The following is a 25,763-nucleotide window of genomic DNA, read 5'->3' as shown; positions in this document are numbered from 1 at the left end:
CGACGACAAGTTCGACGACTGCGGCCGCTGGGGCAACGCCTTCTAGGGCGATGAACGTCGAGACCCGGGAATCCCCGCCGGGACGCGGGGGCTTCCCGGCCCCGGAACCGATCGCGGCGAGCCCCCCGGTGACCTCCACCGGGGGGCTCGCCACGTGTGGCGGAGGGCCGGTGACCTCCACCGGGCCCGCCGCGCGCGCCGGGAGTGCCCGCCGGCCCCGCCCGGAGGTCGCCGCGTGCGGCGGGAGGCGCCGCCCGCGCCGGAAGGGGCGCCGGGGTGCTGGCCTGACCAGGCCGGACGTGCCACAATGAGGGAGCGGGTGTCCGTGCGCCGAGCCGCGCCGTCCATCCCTTGCGGGATCTGCGGTATCCTATGTAGCGGTTGTGTCAAGGTACCGGCCGTGTGTTTCGCATTTCCTCGCCCGGTGCCGTACACTCCTTTTTCGGTTCACTATGACCATTGCGCATCGACGGTTTCGCAACCGTCGCTCTCATCGAAGCGCTGGGTCGCGGCTGCGTAGTGTTCCGAAGCCTCAGACGACCGATCAGTGAAACGCGAGGGACATGGCCAAGAAAGACGGCGCCATCGAGATCGAGGGCACTGTGGTTGAGTCGCTCCCGAACGCGATGTTCAGGGTGCAACTCGACAACGGCCATAAGGTCCTGGCCCACATCAGCGGGAGGATGCGGATGCACTACATCCGGATCCTTCCTGACGACAGGGTTGTCGTCGAACTGAGCCCCTACGACCTCAGTCGTGGGCGGATCGTCTACCGATACAAGTAAGCGTCTGAGGGACGAATAGGACTATGAAGGTCAAGCCGAGCGTCAAGAAGATCTGCGACAAGTGCAAGGTGATCCGCCGGCACGGTCGCGTCATGGTGATCTGCGACAACCTGCGCCACAAGCAGCGCCAGGGCTGAGTCGCTCCACCGGGCCCCGCAAGAGTCCGCTCCACGTGGCGGACTCGAACCATGTCGGGGCCTCACCGTAAATACGTCTCACACCTGCGCCGGCGGCTTCGGCCGTACCCCGCAGGAGACCCCCGGTCGGAGGCCGGGGCCCTCACCCCGGGCATGGGGAGGGGAAGTGAGGCGTAAGACCTCCGTCACAACGAAGGAGAATGCCCCACCATGGCTCGCCTTGCTGGTGTGGACCTCCCCCGCGACAAGCGGCTGGAGATCGCTCTCACCTACATCTTCGGAATCGGCCGCACCCGTGCGCTCGAGACCCTCAAGGCCACCGGCGTGAACGGCGACCTCCGTGTTCACCAGCTCACGGACGAGGAACTCGTCCCGCTGCGTGACTACATCGAGGCGAACTACAAGATCGAGGGTGACCTCCGCCGCGAGGTTCAGGCCGACATCCGCCGCAAGATCGAGATTCAGTGCTACCAGGGCATCCGGCACCGCCGTGGCCTTCCCGTGCACGGTCAGCGCACGCAGACCAACGCACGTACCCGCAAGGGCAAGAAGAAGACCGTGGCCGGCAAGAAGAAGCCCGGTAAGAAGTAGTCCGCGTAGCCGCAGGACCGACCACCTCAGGAGTGAAGGCACAGAATGCCTCCTAAGAGCCGCCAGGGCGCACCCAAGAAGGTGCGTCGCAAGGAAAAGAAGAACGTCGCTCACGGGCACGCCCACATCAAGAGCACGTTCAACAACACGATCGTCTCGATCACCGACCCGAGTGGGAACGTGATCTCCTGGGCCAGCGCCGGCCACGTCGGGTTCAAGGGCTCCCGTAAGTCCACCCCGTTCGCCGCGCAGATGGCCGCGGAGAACGCCGCCCGCCGCGCGATGGAGCACGGCATGCGCAAGGTCGACGTCTTCGTCAAGGGTCCCGGCTCCGGCCGTGAGACCGCGATCCGCTCGCTTCAGGCGACCGGGCTCGAGGTCGGATCCATCCAGGACGTCACCCCGGTGCCGCACAACGGTTGCCGTCCGCCCAAGCGCCGTCGCGTCTGACGCCCAGGAGAAGATAGAAAATGGCTCGTTACACGGGTGCGGACTGCAAGCTCTGCCGGAGGGAGAAGACCAAGCTCTTCCTCAAGGGCAAGAAGTGCGAGTCCGCCAAGTGCCCCATCGAGATCCGTCCTTACCCGCCGGGTGAGCACGGCCGCGCTCGCCCCAAGGAGTCGGAGTACCAGCTCCAGCTCCGGGAGAAGCAGAAGACCCGCCGCATCTACGGCGTCCTCGAGAAGCAGTTCCACAACTACTACGAGGAAGCCAACCGCAAGACCGGCAAGACCGGCGAGAACCTCCTCCAGATCCTGGAGAGCCGTCTCGACAACGTGGTCTACCGCGCCGGTTTCGCCGAGTCGCGCGACGCCGCCCGCCAGCAGGTCCGTCACGGGCACATCCTGGTGAACGGCAAGAAGGTCGACATCCCGTCGTACCGGGTGCGCGAGCACGACATCGTCGAGGTCCGCGAGAAGTCGCGCAACCTCCTGCCCTACGAGGTGGCCCGCGCCACCGCCGGTGACAAGACGTACCCGGCGTGGCTAGGTGTCATCCCGGACGCGCTCCGCGTCCTGGTCCACCAGCTCCCGGTCCGTCAGCAGATCGACACCCAGGTCCAGGAGCAGTTGATCGTCGAGCTCTACTCCAAGTAGTAGCGGCTCTGCCGGTGCCGTGCGGCTTCGTGCCGCACGGCACCTATGCTGTTGTTCGAGCGGCGTCAAATAGCGGGCGCCGCCACGCAAGGGAGATTCCACATGCTGATCGCTCAGCGTCCCTCCCTCCTCGAGGAGTCCATCGAGGAGACCCGGTCCAAGTTCATCATCGAGCCGCTGGAGCCGGGTTTCGGCTACACCATCGGCAACTCGCTGCGGCGCACGCTGCTGTCGTCCATCCCGGGCGCGGCCGTGACCAGCATCCGCATCGAGGGCGTGCTGCACGAGTTCACCACCGTGCCGGGCGTCAAGGAGGATGTCACCGACATCATCCTGAACCTCAAGGACCTGGTCGTCTCCTCCGAGCACGACGAGCCCGTGGTGATGTACCTGCGCAAGCAGGGCCCCGGTGACGTCACCGCCGCCGACATCGCGCCCCCGGCCGGTGTCGAGGTGCACAACCCCGAGCTGCGCATCGCCACGCTGAACGGCAAGGCGAAGCTGGAGATGGAGCTGACCGTCGAGCGCGGCCGCGGCTACGTCTCCGCCGCGCAGAACAAGCAGCCGGGCCAGGAGATCGGCCGTATCCCGATCGACTCCATCTACTCGCCGGTCCTCAAGGTCACCTACAAGGTCGAGGCGACCCGTGTCGAGCAGCGCACCGACTTCGACCGCCTGATCCTGGACGTCGAGACCAAGCCGTGCATGAAGCCCCGCGACGCGGTGGCCTCCGCCGGCAAGACCCTGGTCGAGCTGTTCGGCCTGGCCCGCGAGCTGAACGTCGAGGCCGAGGGCATCGACATCGGCCCGTCGCCGACGGACGCGGCCCTGGCCGCCGACCTGGCGCTGCCGATCGAGGAGCTGAACCTCACGGTCCGCTCCTACAACTGCCTCAAGCGCGAGGGCATCCACACCGTGGGTGAGCTCGTGGCCCGCAGCGAGCAGGACCTTCTCGATATAAGGAACTTCGGCGCCAAGTCCATCGAAGAGGTCAAGCAGAAGCTGCACGAGATGACGCTCGCGCTCAAGGACTCCCCGCCCGGGTTCGACCCGAGCGCGGTGGCCGGTGGCGGCTACGACGACGACGACAGCGCCTACGTCGAGACCGAGCAGTACTGAGCCTCGCGTCCCGCCGGGCCGGTGCCCGCACCGGCCCGGCGGACGGGCGAGTCTCGCGCTTTCCACGTGTTCCACGTGTCTGAAAACGACGGGGGCCCTCCGGCCCCCGGCCCGACCCCGGTACCTCGTACGGCCGGGGCGGGTTTACTCCCAAGGAGAACGTTATGCCCAGGCCCACCAAGGGTGCCCGTCTCGGCGGCAGCCCGGCCCACGAGCGGCTGATCCTGGCGAACCTCGCCACCCAGCTGTTCCAGCACGGCCGGATCAAGACCACCGTGGCCAAGGCGAGGCGTCTGCGCCCGCTGGCGGAGAAGCTGATCACCAAGGCCAAGCGCGGCGACATGCACAACCGTCGTCAGGTGCTGACGGTCGTCAAGGACAAGGGCGTGGTGCACCACCTCTTCACGGAGATCGCCCCCACCTTCGCCGAGCGTCCCGGTGGCTACACCCGGATCACCAAGATCGGCCTGCGTAAGGGCGACGCCGCCCCCATGGCCGTGATCGAGCTGGTGTCCGAGCCGCTGAACCAGGTCAAGGTCGGCCAGACGCAGGCCGCGGCCAAGCCGGCCGCGACGCCGAAGCCCGCCGCGGAGGAGACCCCGAAGGCGGCCTCCGAGGAGACCGAGGCCGAGCGGGCCGAGGCGACCGAGGCCGAGACCGCCGAGCAGCCGAAGGCCTCCGAGGACAACGCGGGGACGACCGAGGCTCCCGCCGGTGAGACCGAGGCCAAGAAGAACGACGCCTGATCTCTCAGGTCCGGTGGACGGGCCCGGCACTCCCGCAGCGGGGGTGCCGGGCCCGTTCCCGTTCCCGGAGGTCGGACCAAGGGCAGGAAGGAACACCGTGGTACGGCTACGGCTGGATCTCGCCTACGAGGGCACCGACTTCTCCGGCTGGGCCAAGCAGCCGGGGCGGCGCACGGTCCAGGGGGAGATCGAGGGGGCGCTCGGCACGATCCTCCGCCTCCCCGAGCCTCCGGCGCTGACCGTGGCCGGGCGGACGGACGCCGGCGTGCACGCCCGGGGCCAGGTGGCCCACGTCGACCTGGAGGTGGACGCGCTCGCCGCGCTGGACGGCCGCGACCGCCGTAAGGGGCCGGCGAAGGGGAACCCCGGAAGCGCAGCCGGGGAACCCACGGCCACCGGGGAGTCCGCGGACCCCGCGGACCCCACGGGCCCCACGGAGGCCGCGGGCTCCCCGGCGGCCGGTGGATCCGCAGCCGCCGGGGACGCCGAGGAGCCCGCGGTCGTCAGGGAATCCGCAGAGGCCGCGCGGTCCGGGAGGCCCGCGCCCCTCGCGGAAGCCTCGGCGCCGCAGGAGCAGGCGGACCCCGCCGCCGTGGCGAGACTCGACGAGCGGCTCTCTGCGCTCCGCAGAAGGCTGGGCGGTGTCCTGCCCCCGGACGTACGCGTGCATCGCGTCACGGTGGCTCCCGAGGGCTTCGACGCCCGGTTCTCGGCGCTGTCCCGCCGGTACGCCTACCGGGTCTCCGACGCCCCGGGCGGGCCGGACCCGCTCCGCCGCCGCGAGGTCCTCTGGTACGGCCGTCCCCTGGACGTGGGGAGGCTGAACGAGGCCGCCGCCGCGCTCCTGGGCGAGCACGACTTCGCCGCCTTCTGCAAGAGGCGCGAGGGCGCGACCACGATCCGCGAGCTGCAGCGGCTGGACTGGGTCCGCCACGACGATCTCATCGTCGCGACCGTGGTGGCCGACGCCTTCTGCCACTCCATGGTCCGGGCGCTCGTGGGGTCGCTGCTGCCGGTGGGCGAGGGGCGGCTCGCGACCGGCTGGCCGGCGGGGGTGCTGGCCAGGGCCGTACGTGACTCCGGGGTGCACGTCGCGCCCGCGCACGGGCTCTGCCTCGAGCAGGTGAGCTACCCCGACGCCTCCGAGCTCGCCCGGCGGGCCGCCGAGACCCGCCGGGTGCGGACGCTCAGTTCGTGACGCGCCGCTCGACGACCTTCGCGGTCTGGTCGCGGAACGCCCCGCTGACCTTGGCGAGGGTCTTCTCCTTGGCGGTCGGGGTGTGGCCGTCGCTGAAGGTGGCGTAGCTGAAGACGATGTAGCGGCCCCACACCATCCCGGCCGCGTAGCCGCCCGCGATGTGCACCCGCTCGGCCCCGCTGCCGGCGGTGGCGGGCAGGCCCCGGAACCAGAGGTTGTTCTCCAGGTTCTTGGCCCGGTCGGCCGCGATCGCGGACTCGCGGGTCGGCAACACGGCGATCCCGGTGGTCACGGCGTACCTGCGCTTGCCGTCCACGTACGTCGCCCGCAGCACCCGGCGGCAGTCCTGGCCGCGCAGGGTGTCGGCGAACCTGCCCGCCGCGGCCTTCTGGCACTGCTCGGCCACGTCGGTCTTGACCCGGGTGAAGGTGGCCCCGGCCACGGTCACCTTCTTGACGAAGGCGTCGGCCACGGTCACCGTGCCCGGATCGGTCTTCTCGGAGTTGAGCACCGTGGTGTTGACGGGCTCCGGCTCGGAGGTGATGTCCATGTCGTCGCCGGTCTCGACCTCTCCCGGTGTGGGGATCGGGTCCGCCGCGCTCGTCGGCTGCCCGGTGCTGAAGGAGCGGTAGGTGAGGAAGGCCCCGACGCCGATGCCGATCACCACGACGGCGACCACGGCCGCGAGCAGCACCGTGCTCGCCCGGCTGCGGGCCGGTGCGGGGGCGGGGGGCGGAGGTTCCGGGGTGAACGCCGAGAGCGGCGTGAAGGGGCCGCGCTCCGTCGCCGGATCGCCCTGGACGGGGGTCGGCGGACCGTCCGTCCGCGTGGCGGCCGTGGGCAGCGGCGGGAAGAGCGGAATGCCGCCGGGCGGGGTCGCCTCGTCCACCGGGGGCGGTGGCGGTACGGGCAGGGCCGGGCCCGCCGTCCAGGGGCGCGTGGGCTGTTCGAGCGGCATCGTGGGCTGCGGACCCGGCTGGACGGCCGGATCCGCCACCGGGAGTTCGGCGGACGTGGCGGACGAGGACGGGCCGGCCTCGGGGAGCGGACGGGACGCGGCGGGGGCGGGCGGGCCGGCGGCGGCGAACGCGGCGGGCGCGGCGAACGCGGCCGTTCCGGACACGGACGGTCCGGCCGCGGGGGAGGGGACGATCGGCGGATCCTGCCGGGAGGCCGGGCCCTGCCAGGCCGGCCCACCCCGCTCGGGCGGGGCGACGTGGCCGGGCGTCCCATCCCGCTCGGGCGGGGCGGCGTGGCCGGGGGGGACGGCGTGACCCGGGGCGCGTGATCCCGCTCCTCCCGGCTCTTCGGACGCGCCGGGCGTCCGGGACCCCGCCTCGTCGGGCGTGACGGGCGTGCCGGGCGACGGTGACCCCGTCCTGTCGGACACGGCGGGCACGGTCCTGTCGGACACGGCGGGTGTGGCGGACACGGCGGGTGTGCCGGGCATGGTGGGTGTGCCGGGCATGGCGCCGCGGACATCGGCGGTGCTCTCGTCGGTCTCACCGGGCAGGGCGTCCGGCGGCCAGACGGCGACGTCCCCGGGCTCCCCGGGGCGGCCGGGCGCCTCGTCGGGCTCGGACCAGACGGGCTCGCCGGTCGCGGCGGGCCACGGGGCGGGCTCCTGTCCGGAGGCGGACCAGACCTGCATGCCCGCGGCGGCGGCCGTGAAGGCCGGGGGCGGTTGCCAGGGCGGTGCCCCGGGCACGACGGGCGCCCCGGACAGCGGCCACTCGTCCGACGGGCTCGTGGAACCCGTCGGGGGGCTCGCCGGCCCCGCGGGACCGGGAGGCGAACTCACGGGGCCGGACGACGTGCCCGGAGGACCGGACGAGGAGCTCGGAGGGCCGGACGGTGGCGCGCCGGCGAAGTCCGAAGGCGGGGCCGGGGACGCCGGGGGAGGCGCGCTCAGGGGGTTCGACGACGCCGGCCCCTCCGGCGGGGCGGGCCAGGCGGGGCGGGTGGGCCCGGAGGGCGTGGGGGAGTCGATCCACGCGGGGGGAGCCGGTTCCGGCCGGGAGAAGTCGGTCCAGGCGGGCCCCCCGGAACCATGACCCGCACGACCGGGATCCACGGCACCGGTTAGCCCGGAACGGCCATGGCCCGGCTCGGAAGGGCCGTGACCGTGACCTGCGGAACCCGGACCCGGCGCACCGGTGGCACCCGGATGACCGTGGCCGGGAAGACCCGGCCCCAGGGGGGGCGGAGGGTTCCGGGGGCTGGAGTGCGCGGGGCCGGGGGAGCCGAGGAGGTCCGGGGAACCCGGGTTCCGGGGGCTCTGGCCGGAAAGACCGGGGGCCGTGGGGCCGAGAGGGTGCGGAAGGCCGAGAGGGTCGGGGGGGCCGGAGTTCGCGGGGCCGGGGGAGTCGAGGAGGTCCGAGGGGCCCGGGCCCAGGGGGCCACGGCCGGGAAGACCGGACCCCGAGGGGCCGGGAGCTGAAGAGCCGGGACCGGGGAAGCCAGGACCCGAGGAACCGGGACCCGGGAAGCCGGGTCCTGAAGAGCCGGGACCGGGGAAGCCGGGGCCTGAGAGGTCGGGCCCTGAGAAGTCGGGGCCTGAGAGGTCGGGCCCTGAGAAGTCGGGGCCCGGGAAGCCGGGACCCGAGGGGCCGGGGCCCGGGGCGTCCCCGGGAGCCGAGGAGCCGAAGGCGGCGGGCGGGCGGGTGGGATCGCTCCAGGCGGGTCCGGTGGGCTCCGCCTGCGGGCCGGCCGGGAAGACGGGAGCGGAGGGGACGGAAGGCTGCGGGCCGGCCGGGGAGGCGGGAGGCCGCGGGGCCGGCCAGTCGGAGTGCGGGTCGTCCTCGGGCTGCGCGTACCAGTCGTAGGGGATCCCGTCGTCCACGGGAACCGTCCATGACTGAGCCGCCCCCGGGGCCGGCTCCGGCCATGCGGGAGCGCTCGAGGGCTGCTCTTCACCTGCGACTTCGGCCCTCAGCACGTGCGGTGAGGGTCGGCCGAAACTCGGCGGTGGCGTCGCCGGTGCCGCCGAACCCTCGGCTTCACGGTGCTGATCGGACCCGGATTCCTGGCCACGCATACGCCGAAGCCTAGCGACAGCCGGAGATCGCCATGCGGGTATGGCCGCATCGTCTGTCGGATTCATGCCCGAAAACGATGGTATGGCTCCTTGGTCAGGGCCGTTTGCCGGTCAGGGAACGCGAGTCCAGCGCGGGCGTGACGGTCGCGTCCATCACGGCGATCGCCGTCTGGCTCAGCTTCTTGGCCTCGGTCTTCTTCGGCAGGTGACCGTCCTTGTACTGGAACCAGACGAGTACCGCGTAGTGGCCGTGGGTCCAGTAGCCCACCGACGCCTCACCCGTACCGAGAAATTTGGTGACCTTGTCCTTGCCCGGCAGTGCCTTGAGGTACTCCTCCTGCTTCTTGCCGGTCTTGACGGCGATCACCTTGGACGCCCCCGCCGACGTCTTGAGGTTGGCGACCCCCACGGTGCCGATGATCTTTCCCGAGGAGTCCCGGAAGCTGGCGCGCAGCAACTGGGTGCACTTGGCGGCGGTGAGCGCCTTCTGGAGCTTGGCCCCCACCACCGCCTGACCGCATTTCTTGTCGAGCCTGCGGGTGGTCATCAGGTAGGTCTGGTCGCCGGCCCGCACCTTCTTGCTCTTGAACAGTTCGTTCAGGCCGAGGGGATGCGGGTCCGTGGCGCGCGAGGAGGCGTAGCCGAACTTGCCGTCCGCCACCCTGGCGGGCGGCGCGGCGGGGGTGTCCGCCGCGGGGGTCGCCGTGCCGGGCGCCGTCGTGGGGTCGGATCTGGCCAGCATGGCCAGGCCGACGCCCCCGGCGACCAGGAGTGCGAACGCCCCGGCCGCGATGAAGATCGGATAGCGCGAGCGGGGGCCCTCGTCGTAGGGGCTCCACATCTTCTGGCCCGGTGTCTCCTTCGGGCTCTTGCGGGAACGGGGGGGCTCCGCGGGCGACGAGGTGCCGCGCGAGCCCCGCGAGCCCCGTCCGCTCCGCGGGCTCTCGGCCGTCTCGGCGGCCCGGGGGTCCTCGGGCGCCCCGAAGCCCTCGAAGGCTCCGGGCGCCCCCGGACCTCCGGACGCCCCGGGCGTACCGGGACCTCCGGGCGTACCGGGACCTCCGGGGCGTCCAGAGGCTCCGGGACCATCGGGGCCACCGGAGGGTCCGGGGGCGCCGGGAGGGCGGTTGCGCGTCGAGGGGTCGAACCAGTGCTGGCCCTCTGCGGGCGGCGGTGCGTCGGGCCGGTTGTAAGGCCGGCGGCGCGGCGGCTCCACGGGAAAACCCATGCGCCGAGCGTAGCCCGGTATCGGGGCCGGAAACCTCAGGAGTATCCGAAGTCCTGGGTCCACCAGAGCCCGTCGGCCCCCTGGACGGCCCCGACGCCGGTGGCCCTGAGCTCGCAGTTGAGGATGTTGCGGCGGTGGCCGGCGGTCTTCATCCAGTTGAGCACGGCCTCGTCGGGAGAGGTGTAGCCGCGTCCGATGTTCTCCGCGCCGCCGTCAAGGTAACCGGCGGCCTCCATCCGCTCCCAGGGCGAGGTGCCGCCGGGGGAGGTGTGCGAGAGCCCTCCCCGGGCGGCCATCCCGGCCGAGTGTCTCCTGGCCGACGCCGTCAGCCTCCTGTCGGTCCTGAGCGGCCCGCACCCGGCCCGCCTGCGCTCGACGTTGATCAGGCGGACGACCTCCCGCTCCATCGCCCCGAGGGCCGGCACGGCCACGCCGTCGCCGTTGAGCAGGTAGCGGGAGGGACCGTCCTCGCCGGTGCCCGCACGCCGGGCGGCCGGGGTGGCGCTCCCCGTGGGGCGCGGGCGCCGGTCCTGGGAGGCGGTGGGGCGGACGGCCCGGGCCAGCGGGGCGCGTTGCTCGTCCGCCTGACCCGCCGACACGCCGCCGGTCGGGGTGGCCCTTCTGGGGCCGGTGTTGTCCAGGTAGATCTGGTCGGCGGCCTCGGTCTCGCGGCTGCCGCGGCCGATGAGGAAACCGATCACCAGAACGGCCGCCAGGCACGCGACCGCCCCCGTGCGGCGCAACCGCGCGCGCTGGGTGTGCCGGGTGTGAGGAAGCTGCCACATACCGCTATCAAAGATAGGGATGTTTGCGGTGAGGAAGAAGGGAATATTGAGAACGAATCAAAACCATTCCGTGGAACACGGCGCGGCCGGTACGGCGAACCGGGCGCACCCCGCCCGGTGGACCGGACGCGGGCGGCCCGGTGGAGCGGTCCGCCGTTTCCCGCGAGGCGGCTCCGGGCACCGGCCGGACCCCGGTAGACTGCTCGCGTACCGGCGTGGAGTCATGTCGTTTTGACCGGCACTCATCCGCACCGGTATCCTGCTAGTTCGTTGTGTGCGAATTGGTCTCCTCTGCAGACCGATACGCGGCGCGTCCGGCGTCATCTCCTCTTTTCCTGGAGACGGAAGGTCCGGGCTGTCGTGTGCCCGCACCTACCGACCATGTTGCTGTCATCTCCGACAGCGCCGAAGACGCGACCAAAGAAGGCATACGACCGTGCGCACGTACACACCCAAGCCTGCCGAAGTCGAGCGTCAGTGGCACATCATCGACGCCACCGACATCGTGCTCGGCCGGCTGGCCAGCCACGTCGCGATCCTGCTCCGCGGTAAGCACAAGCCGACGTTCGCCAACCATGTCGACACCGGTGACTTCGTCATCGTCATCAACGCCGACAAGATCGCGCTGACCGGCAACAAGCTTGAGCAGAAGAAGGCCTACCGCCACTCGGGCTACCCGGGCGGGCTGCGCTCCATGACCTACGGCGAGCTGATGGACAAGCGTCCCGACCGTGCCGTCGAGAAGGCCGTGAAGGGCATGCTGCCGAAGAACGCCCTGGGCCGGAAGATGATCAAGAAGCTCAAGGTCTACTCCGGTTCCGAGCACCCGCACCAGGCGCAGCGGCCGGTGCCCTTCGAGCTCACCCAGATCGCCCAGTAGTCGCCAGCCCGTCGCCAGAAGCGCCGGCCGAGGGCCGGCGCCGAGTAGGAAAGTTAGAGGAGAACCGTGGCTGAGCCCACCGGTGTCGAGACGCCCGTCGAGGGCGATCAGGAAGCGTACTCCGCGGAGGAGTTCCCCTCCGAGTACACCTCCGAGTCCACTGCCGGCGGCACTGACGCCGCCGTCCGCAAGCCCATCACCACCGGCAACTCCTACGGCACGGGCCGCCGCAAGGAATCCGTCGCCCGGGTGCGCATCGTGCCGGGCACCGGCAAGTGGACCATCAACGGTCGCACGCTGGAGAACTACTTCCCGAACAAGGTCCACCAGCAGATCGTCAACGAGCCCTTCGTGGTGCTCGGTGCCGAGGAGCAGTTCGACGTCATCGCCCGCATCAACGGCGGCGGCGTCACCGGCCAGGCCGGCGCCCTGCGCATGGGCCTGTCCCGCGCGCTGACCGCGCTGGACGTCGAGGTCAACCGGGCGCCGCTGAAGAAGGCCGGCTTCCTGACCCGTGACGCCCGCGCCACCGAGCGCAAGAAGTACGGTCTCAAGAAGGCCCGCAAGGCCCCCCAGTACAGCAAGCGTTAAGTTGGGTCGCCTCTTCGGCACCGACGGGGTACGTGGGGTCGCCGGTCGCGACCTCACGGCCGAGCTCGCCATGGACCTGTCCGTGGCCGCGGCCCATGTCCTCGGCGATGCCGGCGCGTTCGACGGCGGCGGGCGGCAGAGCCGTCCCGTCGCCGTCGTGGGCCGGGACCCCCGTGCCTCGGGAGAATTCCTGGAGGCCGCGGTGGTCGCCGGCCTCGCGTCGTCCGGCGTGGACGTTCTCCGGCTCGGCGTGCTGCCCACCCCGGCGGTCGCCTACCTGACCACGGCTCTCGAAGCCGACATGGGCGTGATGATCTCCGCCTCCCACAATCCCGCTCCCGACAACGGGATCAAGTTCCTCACCCGTGGCGGGTACAAGCTGCCCGACGCGGTGGAGAACGAGATCGAGCAGCGGCTCGGCGAGAAGTGGGAGCGCCCTGTCGGCGCCTCGGTCGGCCGCGTGCGCGAGGCGCACGACGAGGCCGACCGTTACGTGTCGCACGTGCTGTCCACCGTGGACGTCCGTCTCGACGGTCTCAGCGTGGTCCTCGACTGCGCCCACGGAGCCGCCCACATGGTGGCCCCCGAGGCGCTGCGGCGGGCCGGAGCGACCGTGGAGACGATCGGGGTGCGCCCCGACGGCCTCAACATCAACGCGGGCGTCGGCTCCACCCACATGGACAAGCTCCGGCAGATCGTGGTCTCCCGCAACGCCGATGTCGGGATCGCCTACGACGGTGACGCCGACCGCTGCCTGGCGGTGTCGCACACCGGTGAGATCGTCGACGGCGACCAGATCATGGCGGTGCTGGCCATGGCCATGCACGCCGAGGGCACGCTGTCCGGTGACACCGTGGTGGCCACGGTCATGTCCAACCTGGGTTTCAAGATCGCGCTCAAGAACGCCGGTGTCGACGTCGTCGAGACCGCCGTGGGCGACCGCTACGTCCTGGAGGCCATGAGGGCCGGGGGCTACAACCTGGGCGGGGAGCAGTCCGGGCACGTCCTGCTGCTCGACCACGCCACCACCGGTGACGGCCTGCTGACCTCGCTGCACCTGCTGGCGGTGGTGGCGCGGCAGAAGCGGCCGCTGGCGGAGCTGGCCTCGGTGATGACCCGGCTGCCGCAGGTGCTGGTGAACGTCAAGGGCGTGGACCGGACCAAGGCCTCGGTCCCGGAGCTGTCCGCGGCGGTCACGGCCGCCGAGTCGGAGCTGGGCGAGACCGGCCGGGTCCTGATCCGGCCGAGCGGCACCGAGCCGATGATCCGCGTCATGGTCGAGGCGGCCTCGGCCGAGCAGGCCGAGTCGCTGGCCGGCCGCCTGGCCGACGTCGTCCGTACGGCCTGCGTCTGAACCGACGGAGCACGGCCCGCACCTCTGCGTGCGGGCCGTGCTCCGTCGTTTCGGTCCCCTCACGGCCCTGAGCCCCCTCACAGCCCTGAGCTCTCTCGGGGGCGGCCGCTTTGCGATGCCCTCTGTGTGCTTTTGTCTGCATCCACGCCAGAGTCAGCGGTGTTTGACGCTTTCCGCGTTCGATCGGACACTTTCGGTGACTGCCCAGTGTTTTCCTGTCAAACGCGCGTATCGCGCCGGACGACCTCGCATCCGATGACCACCCGGTCACCTCGGTCGCCCCGACGTCCCGCACGGTGCACGGCAGCCGACGTCACGATCGACCGGAGGGGGGCCGCGCCATGCCGCCGTTCCTCGCCGTTCCCGGCGGCGCCTCCGACCGGTCCGGAAGGACCGGTTCCGCGGGCGTCCGCCGGTCACGGTGAGCGCGGTCCCGCACCCGTCGGGGGTGCGCGGCGGGCACGATCGGCCGGTGGACACCTCGCGGGGACGGTCGTCGCGCCGACGGCGGGCCCTCGCCGGAGCCCTCGTCCTGGTCATGGCCACCGGAGTGCTGAACGGGAAGGCTCCCACGGCCGCGTCGGCGGCCGGCACGATCGTGTTCGACCAGCCCTTCCACAACAACACGCCCAACGGGCTCGGCGCCGTGGTGCTGCCCGCGCTGCCGAGCGGCGGCACGAACACGGCGTGCCTGACCGCCTCGGGCAACCACGGTACGGGTGCCCTGCACACCTGCGGCAACAACCGGGACAACCAGGGCTCGGGCAAGCTGCGCCTGACGGACGCGACCACCACCAAGGTCGGCGGGCTCCTCGGCGCCGCCAGCGTGCCGACCTCGCAGGGGCTGGACGTGACGTTCACCACCTACCAGTACGGCGGGACGGCGGCCGACGGTATGACCTTCGTCCTGGCCGCGGTGAACCCCGCCACGTCCACGCCTCCGGCCAACATCGGCCAGTCGGGCGGTGCGCTCGGCTATACCTCGTTCTCCTCCCTCCCCGGCCTGGCGTACGGCTATCTCGGCATCGGCTTCGACGTGTACGGAAACTTCAGCAACAGCGCCTACCAGGGGAGCGGTTGCACGAACCCCGCCTACATCGGGACGGGCAGCGTCCGGGTGCCCGGCCAGGTCGTCATCCGAGGGCCGGGCAACGGCACCGTCGGATACTGCGCGGTCAACAGCACGGCCACCTCGACGAGCGCCTCCGCTCTCGGGCTGAGATCGACCGCCCGCACGCCCGTCCCGGTCCAGGTCGGTATCAACCCCACCAACACGGTTCTCACCACCGCCGCGGGCATGGCCATCCCGGCCAACAGCTACCGAGTGATAACCACCCTGGTGAACGGTACGTCCAGGACGCTGACCGGCACCCTCCCAGCGGTCTCCACGAGCCTGTTCCCGGCGAGCTGGCTGACCTCGGCCGGGATCCCCCGGCAGCTGGCGTTCGGCTGGGTGGCCTCCACCGGCGCCATCACCGACTTCCACGAGGTCGACAACGCCAGGGTCGCCACGATCAGCGCGGTTCCCGAGCTGACCGTCGCCCAGACCGGTTACACCGCCGCGACGTTGCAGCCGGGCGATCCCGTGACCTACAGCGTCGTCGCGGGTGTCGCGGCGGGTCTCGCTGAGACCACGCCCATCACGATCACCCAGACCCTGCCCGCCGGAACGGTGCCCGTGGGGGCGTACGGCACCGGGTGGGTCTGCTCGGCGCCGTCGTCGCGCTCGATCACCTGCACGAACTTCGCCACGCCGTTCGCGGGTGGGACGACGTTACCGCCGCTCACCGTGGTGGGCATCGTCACAGGGACCGGCGTCACGTCGGCGCAGATCCAGAGCGGGACCGTGGTCACCGCGTCGTCCAGCGACGGCAATCCGGCCTACCTGGCGACGACGACCGTCGGCACACTGCCGGCGACGCCCGGCGGCATCTCCCTGAGCTCGACCTCGGGCACGGTCTCCGGCGGTGACACGGTGATCGTGAGCGGTACGAACATCGCCAACGCCACCGCCATCGAGATCGGCACCACCGCCCAGCAGCAGGCGGGTACCCCGGTCGTCCTGCTGCCGTGCCCCTCGGGGGTCACCGTCGGCTGCTTCGTCACCAACGGCGACGGCACCCTGACCATCCCCTCCATGCCCGCCAGGTCCTCGGCCGCCGCGGTGAACGTCAACGTCGTCACCGAGGGGCTGGACGCGCAGGCCGTCTACACCTACACTTCCGTCCCCGGGACGCCCGTCGCGCCCACGGCGGTGGCCGGGACGACGAGCGCGACGGTGAGCTGGACCGCGCCGGCGAGCAACGGCAGCGCCCTCACCGGCTACATCGTGACCCCGATCCGCAACGGTGTGGCCCAGACCCCGGTGTCCTTCGACGCCTCGGCCACCAGCAGGACGCTGACCGGGCTGACCGCCGGGGCGACCTACACGTTCACCGTCACCGCGGTGAACGCAGTCGGCACCGGCTCGCCCAGCCCGGCGTCGAACGCGGTCGTCCCCTACGCCGTCCCCGGCCGGCCCACCATCACCGCGGCCACCGCGGGAACCTCCTCGGCGAACCTCACCTGGACCGCGCCGGCGGCCAACGGCAGCGCCATCACGAGCTACGTCGTCACGCCCTACATCGGCGGCGTCGCGCAGCCCACCCAGACGTTCCCCGGCACCGCGACCACCCAGCGGGTCGTCGACCTGACCCCCGGCACCTCGTACACGTTCACCGTCACCGCCGTGAACGCGGCGGGCCCGGGGCCGGCGTCCCTGCCCTCCGCCGCCGTCGTCCCCAACGCCGCGCCCGCCTTCACCTTCGCCGCGCCGCCGGCGGGAGAGGTGAACGTCGCCTACGGCGTCCCGCTGACGGTCACCGGTGGTACGGCGCCGTACGTGTGGTCGGTGAGCGCGGGCAGCCTGCCGCCGGGCCTGACCCTGAACACCTCGACCGGCGTGCTGTCGGGCACCCCGACGGCCGGAGGCAGCTACTCCTTCACCGCCCAGGTGACGGACGCGAGCAATGTGAGCACCACCCGGGCGGTCACCCTCGTCATCGCGCCGCCACCGGTGCTGACGTTCCCGGCGCCGCCCAACGGCGAGGTGAGCATCCCCTACAGCATCCCGCTGACCGTCACCGGCGGCACCGCGCCATACGTATGGTCGATCACGGCGGGCAGCCTGCCGCCGGGTCTGACCCTGAACACCTCGACCGGCGTGCTGTCGGGCACCCCGACGCTGGGGGGCGTCTTCTCCTTCTCCGTCAAGGTGGTCGACGCCTTCAACCAGAGCGACACCAGGACGGTGAGCGTGACGATCGCGGCGCTGCCGACGTTCACGTTCGCCGCGCCGCCGCCCGGACAGGTCGGGGTCGCCTACAGCGTCCCGCTGACCATCAGCGGAGGGGTGGCGCCCTACACGTGGTCGGTCAGCGCGGGTAGCCTGCCGCCGGGTCTGACCCTGAACGCCTCGACCGGCGTGCTGTCGGGTACCCCGACCGCGCCGGGCACCTCAACGGTCACCTTCCGGGTGGTCGACGGAGGCGGCCTCGCGGACACCAGATCCGCGACGCTGGTGATCACGGCCGGGGCCTTGGTCATGGTCAAGACGGCCAGCGCCTCCTCGGCGGCCCCGGGCGGCACGGTCAACTACACGATCACCGTGAACAACACCGGTACCGTCGCCTTCACTGGCGCGACGCTGAACGACCCGCTGGCCGGCGTGCTCGACGACGCGACCTACAACGGTGACGCGACCGCGAGCGGCGGTTCGGTGTCCCTGGCCGGCCAGACCCTGACCTGGACCGGCAACGTGGCAGCCGGCGCCACCGTGACCATCACCTACTCGGTCACGGTGAACAACCCCGACACCGGCAACAAGGTGCTGGCCAACGCGGTGACCTCGTCGACGATCGGCAGCACCTGCCCGGCCGGCGGCGTCGACACCCGCTGCGCGGCCACCGTGACCGTGTCCGGGCTGTCCATCGTCAAGGTCGCCAACGTCTCGACGGCGACTCCCGGGGGAAGCATCGGATACACGGTCACGGTGACGAACAACGGCCAGACCCCGTACACCGGCGCGACGTTCGTCGACGCGCTGGCCGGCCTGCTCGACGACGCCGTCTACAACGCCGACGCGACCGCGACGGCCGGCACCCTGTCGTACACCAGCCCCAACCTGACCTGGACCGGGAACCTCGCGCCCGGCGCGAGCGCGACCATCGTCTACTCGGCCACGGTCAAGACCCCCGACACCGGTGACAGGACCGTCTCCAACACGATCTCCTCGACCACCCCGGGCAGCACCTGCCCGCCGGGGAACCTCGGCCCGCAGTGCTCCGCGACCGTCACCGTCCTGATCCCGGGGCTGACGATCACCAGCATGGCGGACGTGGCCACCACGACGCCGGGCTCGGTCGTGAACTACACCTTCACCTTCTCCAACACCGGGCAGACCCCCTACACCGGAGCGGGCGTCACCGTCTCGCTGCTGGGCCTGCTGGACGACGCGACAGGCATCGGCGAACCCACCGCGACCTCCGGCACCGTCGTCGTCAACCCGGACGGCACCGCCACCTGGACCGGTGACCTGGCCGTCGGGGCGATCGCCACCGTCACCGTCTCGGTCACCGTGAACGACCCCGACACCGGCGACAGGGTCCTGAGGACCTTCGCCGTCTCCTCGGTGCCCGGCAGCACCTGCCCGGTCGTCGGCGGCGCGTCGGCACCGGGTTGCTTCAGCGTCATCACGATCCTGGTGCCCGCCCTGACGATCACCAAGGCGGCCGACACGGCCACCACGACGCCCGGCTCCACGGTGAACTACACGGTCACGGTCACCAACTCGGGACAGACCGCCTACACCGGCGCGACGTTCGCCGACGCGCTGGCCGGTGTGCTGGACGACGCGACCTACAACGCGAACGCCGCCGCGACCAGCGGCTCGGTCGGCTTCGCGGGCTCCACGCTGACCTGGGCCGGCGACCTGGCCGTCGGCGCGAGCGCCACGATCACCTACTCGGTCACCGTCGCCAACCCCGGCACCGGGAACAAGACGCTGACCAACGCCCTCACCTCGGCCACCACCGGCGGCAACTGCCCGCCGGGCGGTAGCGACGCCCGGTGCTCCAGCAGCGTGACGGTCCTCGTCCCGCAGCTGACGATGAGCGTCACGACCCCGTCGAGCACGACGACCCCGGGGGGCGTCGTGGCGTACACGCTCACGATGGTCAACACCGGGCAGACCCCCTACGTGGGCATCAGCGCCACGTTCACCGGCGCGGACGTGTTCGACGACGCGACCTACAACGGTGACATCGTGACGAGCACGGGCAGCGTCGACGTGACCCCGGACGGTTCGCTCCTGTGGACCGGGGACATCGCGATCGGCGCGACGGTCACCATCACGGGTTCGGCGACCGTCAACGACCCCGACACCGGCGACAAGGTCATGAGGAGCTCCTTCACCTCCGCCGCGCCCGGCAGCACCTGCCCGGTCGTCGGCGCGACGGCGCCGGGCTGCTTCAGCGTGGTCACCGTCCTGGTCCCGGCACTGACGATCACCAACACCGCCGACACCCAGACGACCGTCCCCGGCGGCACGATCACCTACACGACGACGGTCACCAACACCGGGCAGACCCCCTACAGCGGCGCCCAGGTCGTCAACCAGCTGGCCCTGGTGCTCAACGACGCCGCCTACAACGGCGACGCGACCGCGACGAGCGGTGCGGTCGGCCTCACCGGGTCCGACCTGACCTGGACCGGCGACCTGGCGGTCGGGGCGAGCACCACGATCACCTACTCGGTCACCGTGGACGACCCTTACCTCGGTGACAGGGTGACGCGCAACGTCGCGGTGTCGTCCACTCCGGGCAGCACCTGCCCGGCGGGCGGCACCGACCCGGCGTGCGTCTCGACGGTCGCCGTCCTGGTGCCGGAGCTGACCATCGCCGCGAGCGCGGACACCGCCACGACGGCGCCCGGGGCCACCGTCGACTACACGGTGACCGTCACCAACTCCGGGCAGACGCCGTACGCCGGCGCCGCCGTCACCGACCTGCTGGCCGAGGTGCTGGACGACGCGGCCTACAACGGCGACGCGACCGCGACGAGCGGTGCGGTCGGCCTCACCGGGTCCGACCTGACCTGGACCGGCGACCTGGCGGTCGGCGCGAGCGCCACGATCACCTACTCCGTCACGGTCGACACCCTTGACACCGGGGACGCCCTGCTCTCCAGCACCGCCGTCTCGTCCACCACGGGGAGCAACTGCCCCGCGGGGGGCACCGACCCGCGCTGCACCGTCCAGGTGGCGGTGGCACGTCTCGTGCTGGAGCAGAGCTACACCCAGACCGGGGCGACCCCCGGCTCGACGATCACTCTCAACGCCACGTTCACCAACACGGGACAGGTTCCCTACACGGGGATCTCCGTCTCCGCCCCCACCGCGGGCACCCTCGACGACGCCATCCCCAACGGGGACCAGACCGCGAGCTCGGGCACGCTCGTGCTCAACGCCACGAGCCTCACCTGGACCGGGAACATCCCCGTCGGGGGAGTCGTCACCGTCACCGGAACCCTCATGCTCAAGAACCCGCCCACCGGCGACCGGACCGTCACCGGCACCCTCGTCTCCGCCGCCCCGGGCAACAACTGCCCGTCCGGCGGCACGGACCCCCGCTGCACCGCCACGCTCGACGTGCTCGTCCCCGGCCTGACGATCACCAAGACCGCCGACAGGGCCGTCACCGTCCAGGGAGGCACGGTCGGCTACACGATCACCGTCGTCAACTCGGGGCAGGCGCCCTACACCGGCGCGACGTTCACCGACCCGCTGGCCGGGGTGCTGGACGACGCCGTCTACAACGCGGACGCCACCGCCACGACCGGCACGGTGAGCTACGCCGGATCCACGCTGACCTGGACCGGGAACCTCGCGGTCGGGGCGAGCGCGACCATCGCCTACACGGTCACCGTGCGCAACCCCGACCCCGGGGACAAGGCGATGATCAACACGATCTCCTCGCCCACCACCGGCGTCAACTGCACACCGGCGAGCGGCGACACCCGGTGCACCAGCACCGTGGCCGTGCTCGTCCCCACGCTGAGGATCACCAAGACCTCGAATCCCACGACGGCGGTGCCGGGGACAACGATCACCTACACGATCGTCGCCACCAACACCGGGCCGCTGCCCTACACGGGGGCGACGTTCACCGACGCGCTGGCCGGGGTGCTGGACGACGCCGTCTACAACGCGGACGCCACCGCCACGAGCGGAACGGTCGGCCTCACCGGGTCCGACCTGATCTGGACGGGAAATCTCGCGCCCGGTGCGAGCGCGACCGTCTCCTACACGGCCACCGTCGACAACCCGGCGACCGGCGACCTGAACGTGGTGAACGCCGTCACCTCCACCACCCCGGGCAACAACTGCCCGGCCGGCGGGACCGACCTGCGCTGCGTCGACAGTGTTCCGATCACCGACGCCACCACGCTGACGTTCGACAAGGTCGCGAGCGCCCCCTCGGCCGCGCGGGGCGAGACGGTCACCTACACCGTCACGATCAGCAACAGCGGGCTGACGCCCTACGTCGACGCGACGTTCACCGACGCGCTGGCCGGGGTGCTGGACGACGCGACCTACAACGGCGACGCCGAGGCCGACATCGGTGACGTCACCTACGACGCACCCGAGGTGACCTGGACCGGGACCGTTCCGGCCGAGGGGTCGGCCACGGTCACCTACTCGGTGACGGTGAACACGCCGGCCTCGGGCGACGGGATCCTCACCAACACCCTGGTCTCGGACTCGGTGGGCGAGAACTGCGAGGCGGGAAGCACCGACCCCCGCTGCACGGAGACGGTGACCGTGGCGAGCCTGGCCATCGTGACCTCGTCCGACAAGCCGGCCTACCTGCCGGGTGATGTGATCCACTACACCACGGTGATCACCAACACCGGGCAGACGCCCTACTTCGGAATCGGCATCCTGTTCCGGGGGATCGAAGGTGCCGACGACGCCGTCGCCAACGGCGACCAGACCGCCACCTCCGGGACGCTGACGCTGAGCCTGGGAGGGGTGACGGGGCTGACCTGGACCGGGGACGTCCCCGTGGGCGGCAGTGTCACGCTGACCGGCAGCCTCACGGTGAACGATCCCGACCTGGGGGACAAGCTGATCACTCTCACCACGCTCTCCACGGTGCAGGGCAGCAGTTGCCCCGTGGTGACCGCGCCCGGCTGCACCAACACGGTCACCGTGCTGACCCCGGGGCTGACGATCACCAAGGTCGCCGACCGGAGCGTGGTGGTCCCGGGCGGCCCCGTGGCCTACACGATCACGATCGCCAACACCGGGGACAGCGTGTACACCGGAGCCGTCGTCACCGACGCGATGGCGAGCGTGCTGGACAAGGCGACCTACAACGGTGACGCGGCGGCCACCTCCGGCGTGGTCGGCCTCGCCGGGACCACGCTGACCTGGACCGGGGACCTGGCGGTCGGGGCGACCTCGACCGTCACCTACTCCGTCACCACCACCGACCCCGCCACGGGTGACAAGCTACTGGCCAACCAGGTCGCGTCCGGTGAGGCTGGCAGCACCTGCCCGCCCTCCAGCACGAACACGGCGTGCAGGGCGAGCGTCCTCGTCCTCACCCCGATCCTGACGATCGTGAAGACGCCCGGCGCCACGTCGGCCACCCCCGGGGCGACGGTCGCCTACACGATCACCGCCACCAACACCGGGCAGGTGCCCTTCGCCGCCGCGACGTTCACCGACGCGCTGGCCGGGGTGCTGGACGACGCCGCCTACGACGCGAACGCGAGCGCCACGACAGGCAGCGTCACCTTCACCAGCCCCGACCTGACCTGGACCGGGGCTCTCAACCCAGGCCAGTCGGCCACGATCACCTACAGCGTCACGGTCGCGAATCCGGGCACCGGCGACGAGCGGCTGACCAACGCGGTCACCTCGGCCACCTCCGGCAGCATCTGCCCGTCCGGCGGCACCGACCCCCGCTGCTCCAGCGACGTCCCGATCTCCAGGGTCACGATCACGAACGTGGCGGACGTGACCACCGCCGTTCCGGCCCAGGTGGTGAACTACACGGTCACGGTCGCGAACACCGGGCAGACGCCCTACGTCGACCTCGTCGTGGACGGACTGCTCATCGGGGCCGTGGACGACGCGGTCTACAACGGTGACGGGGCGGTCTCGGCGGGCAGCTTCATCCTCGTCCCGCAGAACCGCGCGGTGAAGTGGGCGCTCCCGCTCGCGGTCGGCGCCACCGCGACCGCCACCTTCTCGATGACCGTGCTGAACCCGGACCCGGGGAACAAGGTCATGACCTCCCTCGCCACCTCGCCCAACTCGGGTACCAACTGCCCCGTCGGGAGCGCCGACCCGGCCTGTACCTCGACGGTGACCGTGCTGACCCCCGCCCTGGACGTCTCCAAGAGCGCGAACCGGACGACGATCACGCCCGGTGGGACCATCACCTACACGATCACGGTCGCCAACACCGGCCAGACCCCGTACACGGGGGCGACCGCGACCGACAGCCTCGCGGAGGTGCTCACGGACGCCACCTACAACGGCGACGCGAGCGCCACGAGCGGCACCGTCGTCCTCACGGGCTCCAACCTGGTCTGGACCGGTGACCTCGCGATCGGCGCGACCGCGACGATCACCTACTCGGTCACCGTGCTGAACCCCGATCCCGGCGACAAGCTGATCAACAACCGGGTCTCCTCCGACACGCCGGGCAGCACCTGCCCGTCCACCGGAACCGTCGCGGCGTGCACGACGCTCGTGACCGTGCTCGTCCCGGCACTGACCATCGTCAAGACGGCCAACGCGGTGACCGCGACCCCCGGCGGCACGGTCGGCTACACGATCACCGCCACCAACAGCGGGCAGACGGCCTACACCGGCGTGACCGTCACCGACCCGCTGGCGGGGGTGCTGGACGACGCCGCCTACAACGGCGACGCGACCGCCACGACCGGCACGGTCGGCCTCGCCGGGCAGACCCTGGCCTGGACCGGCGACCTGGCGATCGGGGCGACGGTGACCATCGGCTACTCGGTCACCGTCAACACCCCGGACACCGGCGACCGGCTGCTCGCCAACACCGCCGCCTCGTCCGCGCCGGGCAGCACCTGCCCGGTGGGCGGCAGCGTCCCGGCCTGCACCTCGGCGGTGACCGTCCTCCTTCCCGGACTGACCACCTCCATCGCCGCCGACCGGGTGACCACGACCCCGGGCGGCGTCACCCGGTTCACGATCACGATCGCCAACACCGGTCAGACCCCGTACTCCGGCGCGAGCGTCGTGAACTCCCTGGCCGGGGTGCTGGACGTCGCCACCTACGACGACGACGCGACCGCCTCGACCGGCGCGATCGACGTCGCCGGGCAGACCCTGACCTGGACCGGTGACCTGACGGTCGGGGCGACCGAGACCGTCACCTACACGGTGAGGGCTGCCGACCCCAACACCGGTGACACGAGCATGACCAGCGCCATCTCCTCGTCCGTTCCCGGCAGCACCTGCCCGGCAGGCGGTACGGACCCGGCCTGCAGCGTGACCGTCACCGTCCTGATCCCCGCGCTGAGCATCGCCATGACCGCCGACACGGCGACCACGACCCCCGGCGGCACGGTCGGCTACACGATCACGCTCACCAACACCGGGCAGACGGACTACGACGGGGCCTCCGCCGTCGCCGCGCTGGACGGCCTGTTCCCCGACACGGTCTACAACAACGACGCGAGCGCCTCGACCGGCGTCTTCGACTACACCGCGCCGAAACTGACCTGGGCCGGATCCCTCGCGGTCGGCGCGAGCACCACGATCACCTACTCCGTCACGGTGAAGGACCCCGACCCCGGTGACAAGGCGCTGACCAGCGGCGTGTCCTCCACCGCGCCGGGCAGCACCTGCCCGGTGGGCGGGGACGACCCGGCGTGCACGACGTTCGTGCGCGTCCTGATACCGCAGCTCACGATCACGCAGACCGCCGATGCCGGCACCGTCGTCGCCGGAGAGGCCGTCCACTACACGGTGACCCTGGTCAACACCGGTGAGATCGCCTATCCCGGAGCCGCGTTCACCGTGCCGCTGGCCGGGGTGCTCGACGACGCCGTCTACGCCGGTGGCGCGACGGCCACCGCCGGCACCGTCACCTACGCCGCCGGCACGCTGAGCTGGATCGGCGCCCTGCCGACCGGCGAGACCGCGACGATCACCTACTCGGTCGTCACGATCGAGCCTCCCCCGGGCGACAAACTGCTGACCGCCACCGTCGGCTCCACCACCGCCGGGGCGACCTGCCCGGAGGGGGGAGACGATCCTCGCTGCACCACGACCGTCACCGTCCTGAACCCCGGCCTGGCCGTCACCAAGACGGCGGACAGCAGCGGTGTCGTGGTGGGGGGCGCCACCGTCCGGTACACGATCACGGCCACGAACACCGGCGAGGCGCCGTACACCGAGGCGGCGTTCACCGACGCGCTGGCCGGGGTGCTCGACGACGCCGTCTACGCCGGTGACGCGGCCGCCACCGTCGGCACCGTCACCTACGCCGGCGGTGTCCTCACCTGGAGCGGAGCGCTACCGGTGGCGGCGAGCGCGGTCGTCACCTTCAGCGTGCTCGTCACCCGAGGGGGCACCGGTGACGCGATCCTCGACAACCGGGTCACCTCGACGACCGCCGGCAGCACCTGCCCGGTCGCCGGCACCGACCCCGGCTGTTCGGTCCAGACCGCCGTGGCCGCCACCAGCATCACCCTCAACGACCTGGACGAGGCCTTCACGCTGAGGGGCACCCCGAACTCGACCGTGACCGTCGACCAGGCCGTGACGATGACGGTCATCACGAACAACTTCGACGGTTACGTCGTCACCGTGCGGGCGGTGACCCCCGCGTTCACCTCGAACCAGCCGGGCAACGACGTCACCATCCCGATCGGGAACCTGCGCGTGCGCGAGCACGGCACCTCGGTCTTCCTGCCGCTCTCGAGCACCGTCCCGACACTCGTCCACGAGCAGCCGGTGCCGTCCGCTCCCGACGGGGACGCCATCGGCAACGACTTCGAGGCCGACATCCCCTTCGTCCCGGTCGGCACCTACTCGGCGACGCTCACCTATGCCGTGACGGCCAGATGACGGCCAGATGACACCGCGCCGGTCCACGACGGAGATCGAGGCGTTCCAGTGCACA

General features: G+C 71.4%; 15 protein-coding genes and 1 pseudogene. 13 read left to right on the top strand and 3 right to left on the bottom strand.

Annotated elements, in window-relative coordinates; translation table 11 throughout:
* The first annotated feature begins 563 nt into the window (after positions 1–563).
* From infA to AB0G16_RS04105, 9 genes and pseudogenes are all read left to right on the top strand, one after another.
* Entirely contained in the window at positions 564–785 is a 222-nt protein-coding gene (infA, locus tag AB0G16_RS04145) for a translation initiation factor IF-1 (protein WP_012887858.1), read from the top strand.
* 23 nt (positions 786–808) lie between these two features.
* Positions 809–922 carry a 50S ribosomal protein L36 gene (gene rpmJ / locus AB0G16_RS04140; protein ID WP_003956441.1) on the top strand — a complete coding sequence of 38 codons (114 nt, stop codon included), beginning with the start codon at positions 809–811 and terminating at the stop codon, positions 920–922.
* A gap of 210 nt (positions 923–1,132) precedes the next feature.
* The gene (gene rpsM / locus AB0G16_RS04135; protein WP_344889992.1) at positions 1,133–1,513 is read left to right on the top strand and encodes a 30S ribosomal protein S13; all 381 of its coding nucleotides are present in this window, start codon (positions 1,133–1,135) and stop codon (positions 1,511–1,513) included.
* Between the two features lie 45 nt (positions 1,514–1,558).
* Complete coding sequence (gene rpsK, locus AB0G16_RS04130; protein WP_012887860.1) at positions 1,559–1,963, top strand: 30S ribosomal protein S11; 405 nt, start codon at positions 1,559–1,561, stop codon at positions 1,961–1,963.
* Between the two features lie 20 nt (positions 1,964–1,983).
* Positions 1,984–2,610: a 30S ribosomal protein S4 gene (rpsD, locus tag AB0G16_RS04125; RefSeq protein ID WP_344889988.1), complete on the top strand. Its 627-nt coding sequence runs from the start codon at positions 1,984–1,986 to the stop codon at positions 2,608–2,610.
* Positions 2,611–2,712: 102 nt separating this feature from the next.
* The gene (locus tag AB0G16_RS04120; protein ID WP_030912872.1) at positions 2,713–3,729 is read left to right on the top strand and encodes a DNA-directed RNA polymerase subunit alpha; all 1,017 of its coding nucleotides are present in this window, start codon (positions 2,713–2,715) and stop codon (positions 3,727–3,729) included.
* Between the two features lie 164 nt (positions 3,730–3,893).
* Positions 3,894–4,475 (top strand): 50S ribosomal protein L17, encoded by a 582-nt coding sequence (rplQ, locus tag AB0G16_RS04115; protein ID WP_362798260.1) that lies wholly within the window; start codon positions 3,894–3,896, stop codon positions 4,473–4,475.
* A gap of 97 nt (positions 4,476–4,572) precedes the next feature.
* Positions 4,573–4,776: pseudogene (locus tag AB0G16_RS04110) on the top strand (tRNA pseudouridine(38-40) synthase TruA); the annotation flags it as partial.
* Positions 4,759–5,673 carry a tRNA pseudouridine synthase A gene (locus AB0G16_RS04105; protein WP_362798293.1) on the top strand — a complete coding sequence of 305 codons (915 nt, stop codon included), beginning with the start codon at positions 4,759–4,761 and terminating at the stop codon, positions 5,671–5,673. The pseudogene AB0G16_RS04110 and the gene AB0G16_RS04105, both read left to right, overlap by 18 nt.
* Here AB0G16_RS04105 and AB0G16_RS04100 read toward each other — a convergent pair.
* The 3 genes from AB0G16_RS04100 to AB0G16_RS04090 all read right to left on the bottom strand — a co-directional run bounded on the left by AB0G16_RS04100 (position 5,663) and on the right by AB0G16_RS04090 (position 10,723).
* Positions 5,663–7,381 carry a hypothetical protein gene (locus AB0G16_RS04100; protein WP_362798258.1) on the bottom strand — a complete coding sequence of 573 codons (1,719 nt, stop codon included), beginning with the start codon at positions 7,379–7,381 and terminating at the stop codon, positions 5,663–5,665. The two genes, AB0G16_RS04105 and AB0G16_RS04100, sit on opposite strands and share 11 nt — an antisense overlap.
* Before the next feature lie 1,423 nt (positions 7,382–8,804).
* On the bottom strand, positions 8,805–9,551 hold the full coding sequence (locus AB0G16_RS04095; RefSeq protein ID WP_362798255.1) for a hypothetical protein: 747 nt from the start codon (positions 9,549–9,551) through the stop codon (positions 8,805–8,807).
* A gap of 422 nt (positions 9,552–9,973) precedes the next feature.
* Positions 9,974–10,723, bottom strand: coding sequence for a CAP domain-containing protein (locus AB0G16_RS04090; protein ID WP_362798252.1), 750 nt, complete (start codon positions 10,721–10,723; stop codon positions 9,974–9,976).
* Between the two features lie 436 nt (positions 10,724–11,159).
* On the opposite strand from AB0G16_RS04090, the gene rplM reads away from it, so the two are divergent.
* The 4 genes from rplM (at position 11,160) to AB0G16_RS04070 (ending at position 25,708) form a co-directional block, all read left to right on the top strand.
* Positions 11,160–11,603, top strand: coding sequence for a 50S ribosomal protein L13 (gene rplM, locus AB0G16_RS04085; RefSeq protein WP_362798249.1), 444 nt, complete (start codon positions 11,160–11,162; stop codon positions 11,601–11,603).
* A 66-nt stretch (positions 11,604–11,669) separates the two neighbouring features.
* Positions 11,670–12,194, top strand: a complete 525-nt coding sequence (rpsI, locus tag AB0G16_RS04080) for a 30S ribosomal protein S9 (RefSeq protein ID WP_344889966.1) — start codon at positions 11,670–11,672, stop codon at positions 12,192–12,194.
* A gap of 1 nt (position 12,195) precedes the next feature.
* Positions 12,196–13,548 (top strand): phosphoglucosamine mutase, encoded by a 1,353-nt coding sequence (glmM, locus tag AB0G16_RS04075; protein WP_362798245.1) that lies wholly within the window; start codon positions 12,196–12,198, stop codon positions 13,546–13,548.
* A 472-nt stretch (positions 13,549–14,020) separates the two neighbouring features.
* The gene (locus AB0G16_RS04070; protein WP_362798242.1) at positions 14,021–25,708 is read left to right on the top strand and encodes a putative Ig domain-containing protein; all 11,688 of its coding nucleotides are present in this window, start codon (positions 14,021–14,023) and stop codon (positions 25,706–25,708) included.
* The last annotated feature ends 55 nt before the right edge of the window (positions 25,709–25,763 follow it).

Source organism: Streptosporangium sp. NPDC023615 (assembly GCF_040640155.1).
Classification (GTDB): Bacteria; Actinomycetota; Actinomycetes; order Streptosporangiales; family Streptosporangiaceae; genus Streptosporangium.
Note: the sequence above shows the minus strand (reverse complement) of the source record. Positions and strands in the feature narration are given on the sequence as shown.

Bases quoted from the DNA above. Each gene is read 5' to 3' on its own strand.
- infA (WP_012887858.1), top strand. From the start codon at position 564: ATGGCCAAGAAAGACGGCGCCATCGAGATCGAGGGCACTGTGGTTGAG.
- rpmJ (WP_003956441.1), top strand. From the start codon at position 809: ATGAAGGTCAAGCCGAGCGTCAAGAAGATCTGCGACAAGTGCAAGGTG.
- rpsM (WP_344889992.1), top strand. From the start codon at position 1,133: ATGGCTCGCCTTGCTGGTGTGGACCTCCCCCGCGACAAGCGGCTGGAG.
- rpsK (WP_012887860.1), top strand. From the start codon at position 1,559: ATGCCTCCTAAGAGCCGCCAGGGCGCACCCAAGAAGGTGCGTCGCAAG.
- rpsD (WP_344889988.1), top strand. From the start codon at position 1,984: ATGGCTCGTTACACGGGTGCGGACTGCAAGCTCTGCCGGAGGGAGAAG.
- AB0G16_RS04120 (WP_030912872.1), top strand. From the start codon at position 2,713: ATGCTGATCGCTCAGCGTCCCTCCCTCCTCGAGGAGTCCATCGAGGAG.
- rplQ (WP_362798260.1), top strand. From the start codon at position 3,894: ATGCCCAGGCCCACCAAGGGTGCCCGTCTCGGCGGCAGCCCGGCCCAC.
- AB0G16_RS04095 (WP_362798255.1), bottom strand. From the start codon at position 9,551: ATGTGGAGCCCCTACGACGAGGGCCCCCGCTCGCGCTATCCGATCTTC.
- AB0G16_RS04090 (WP_362798252.1), bottom strand. From the start codon at position 10,723: ATGTGGCAGCTTCCTCACACCCGGCACACCCAGCGCGCGCGGTTGCGC.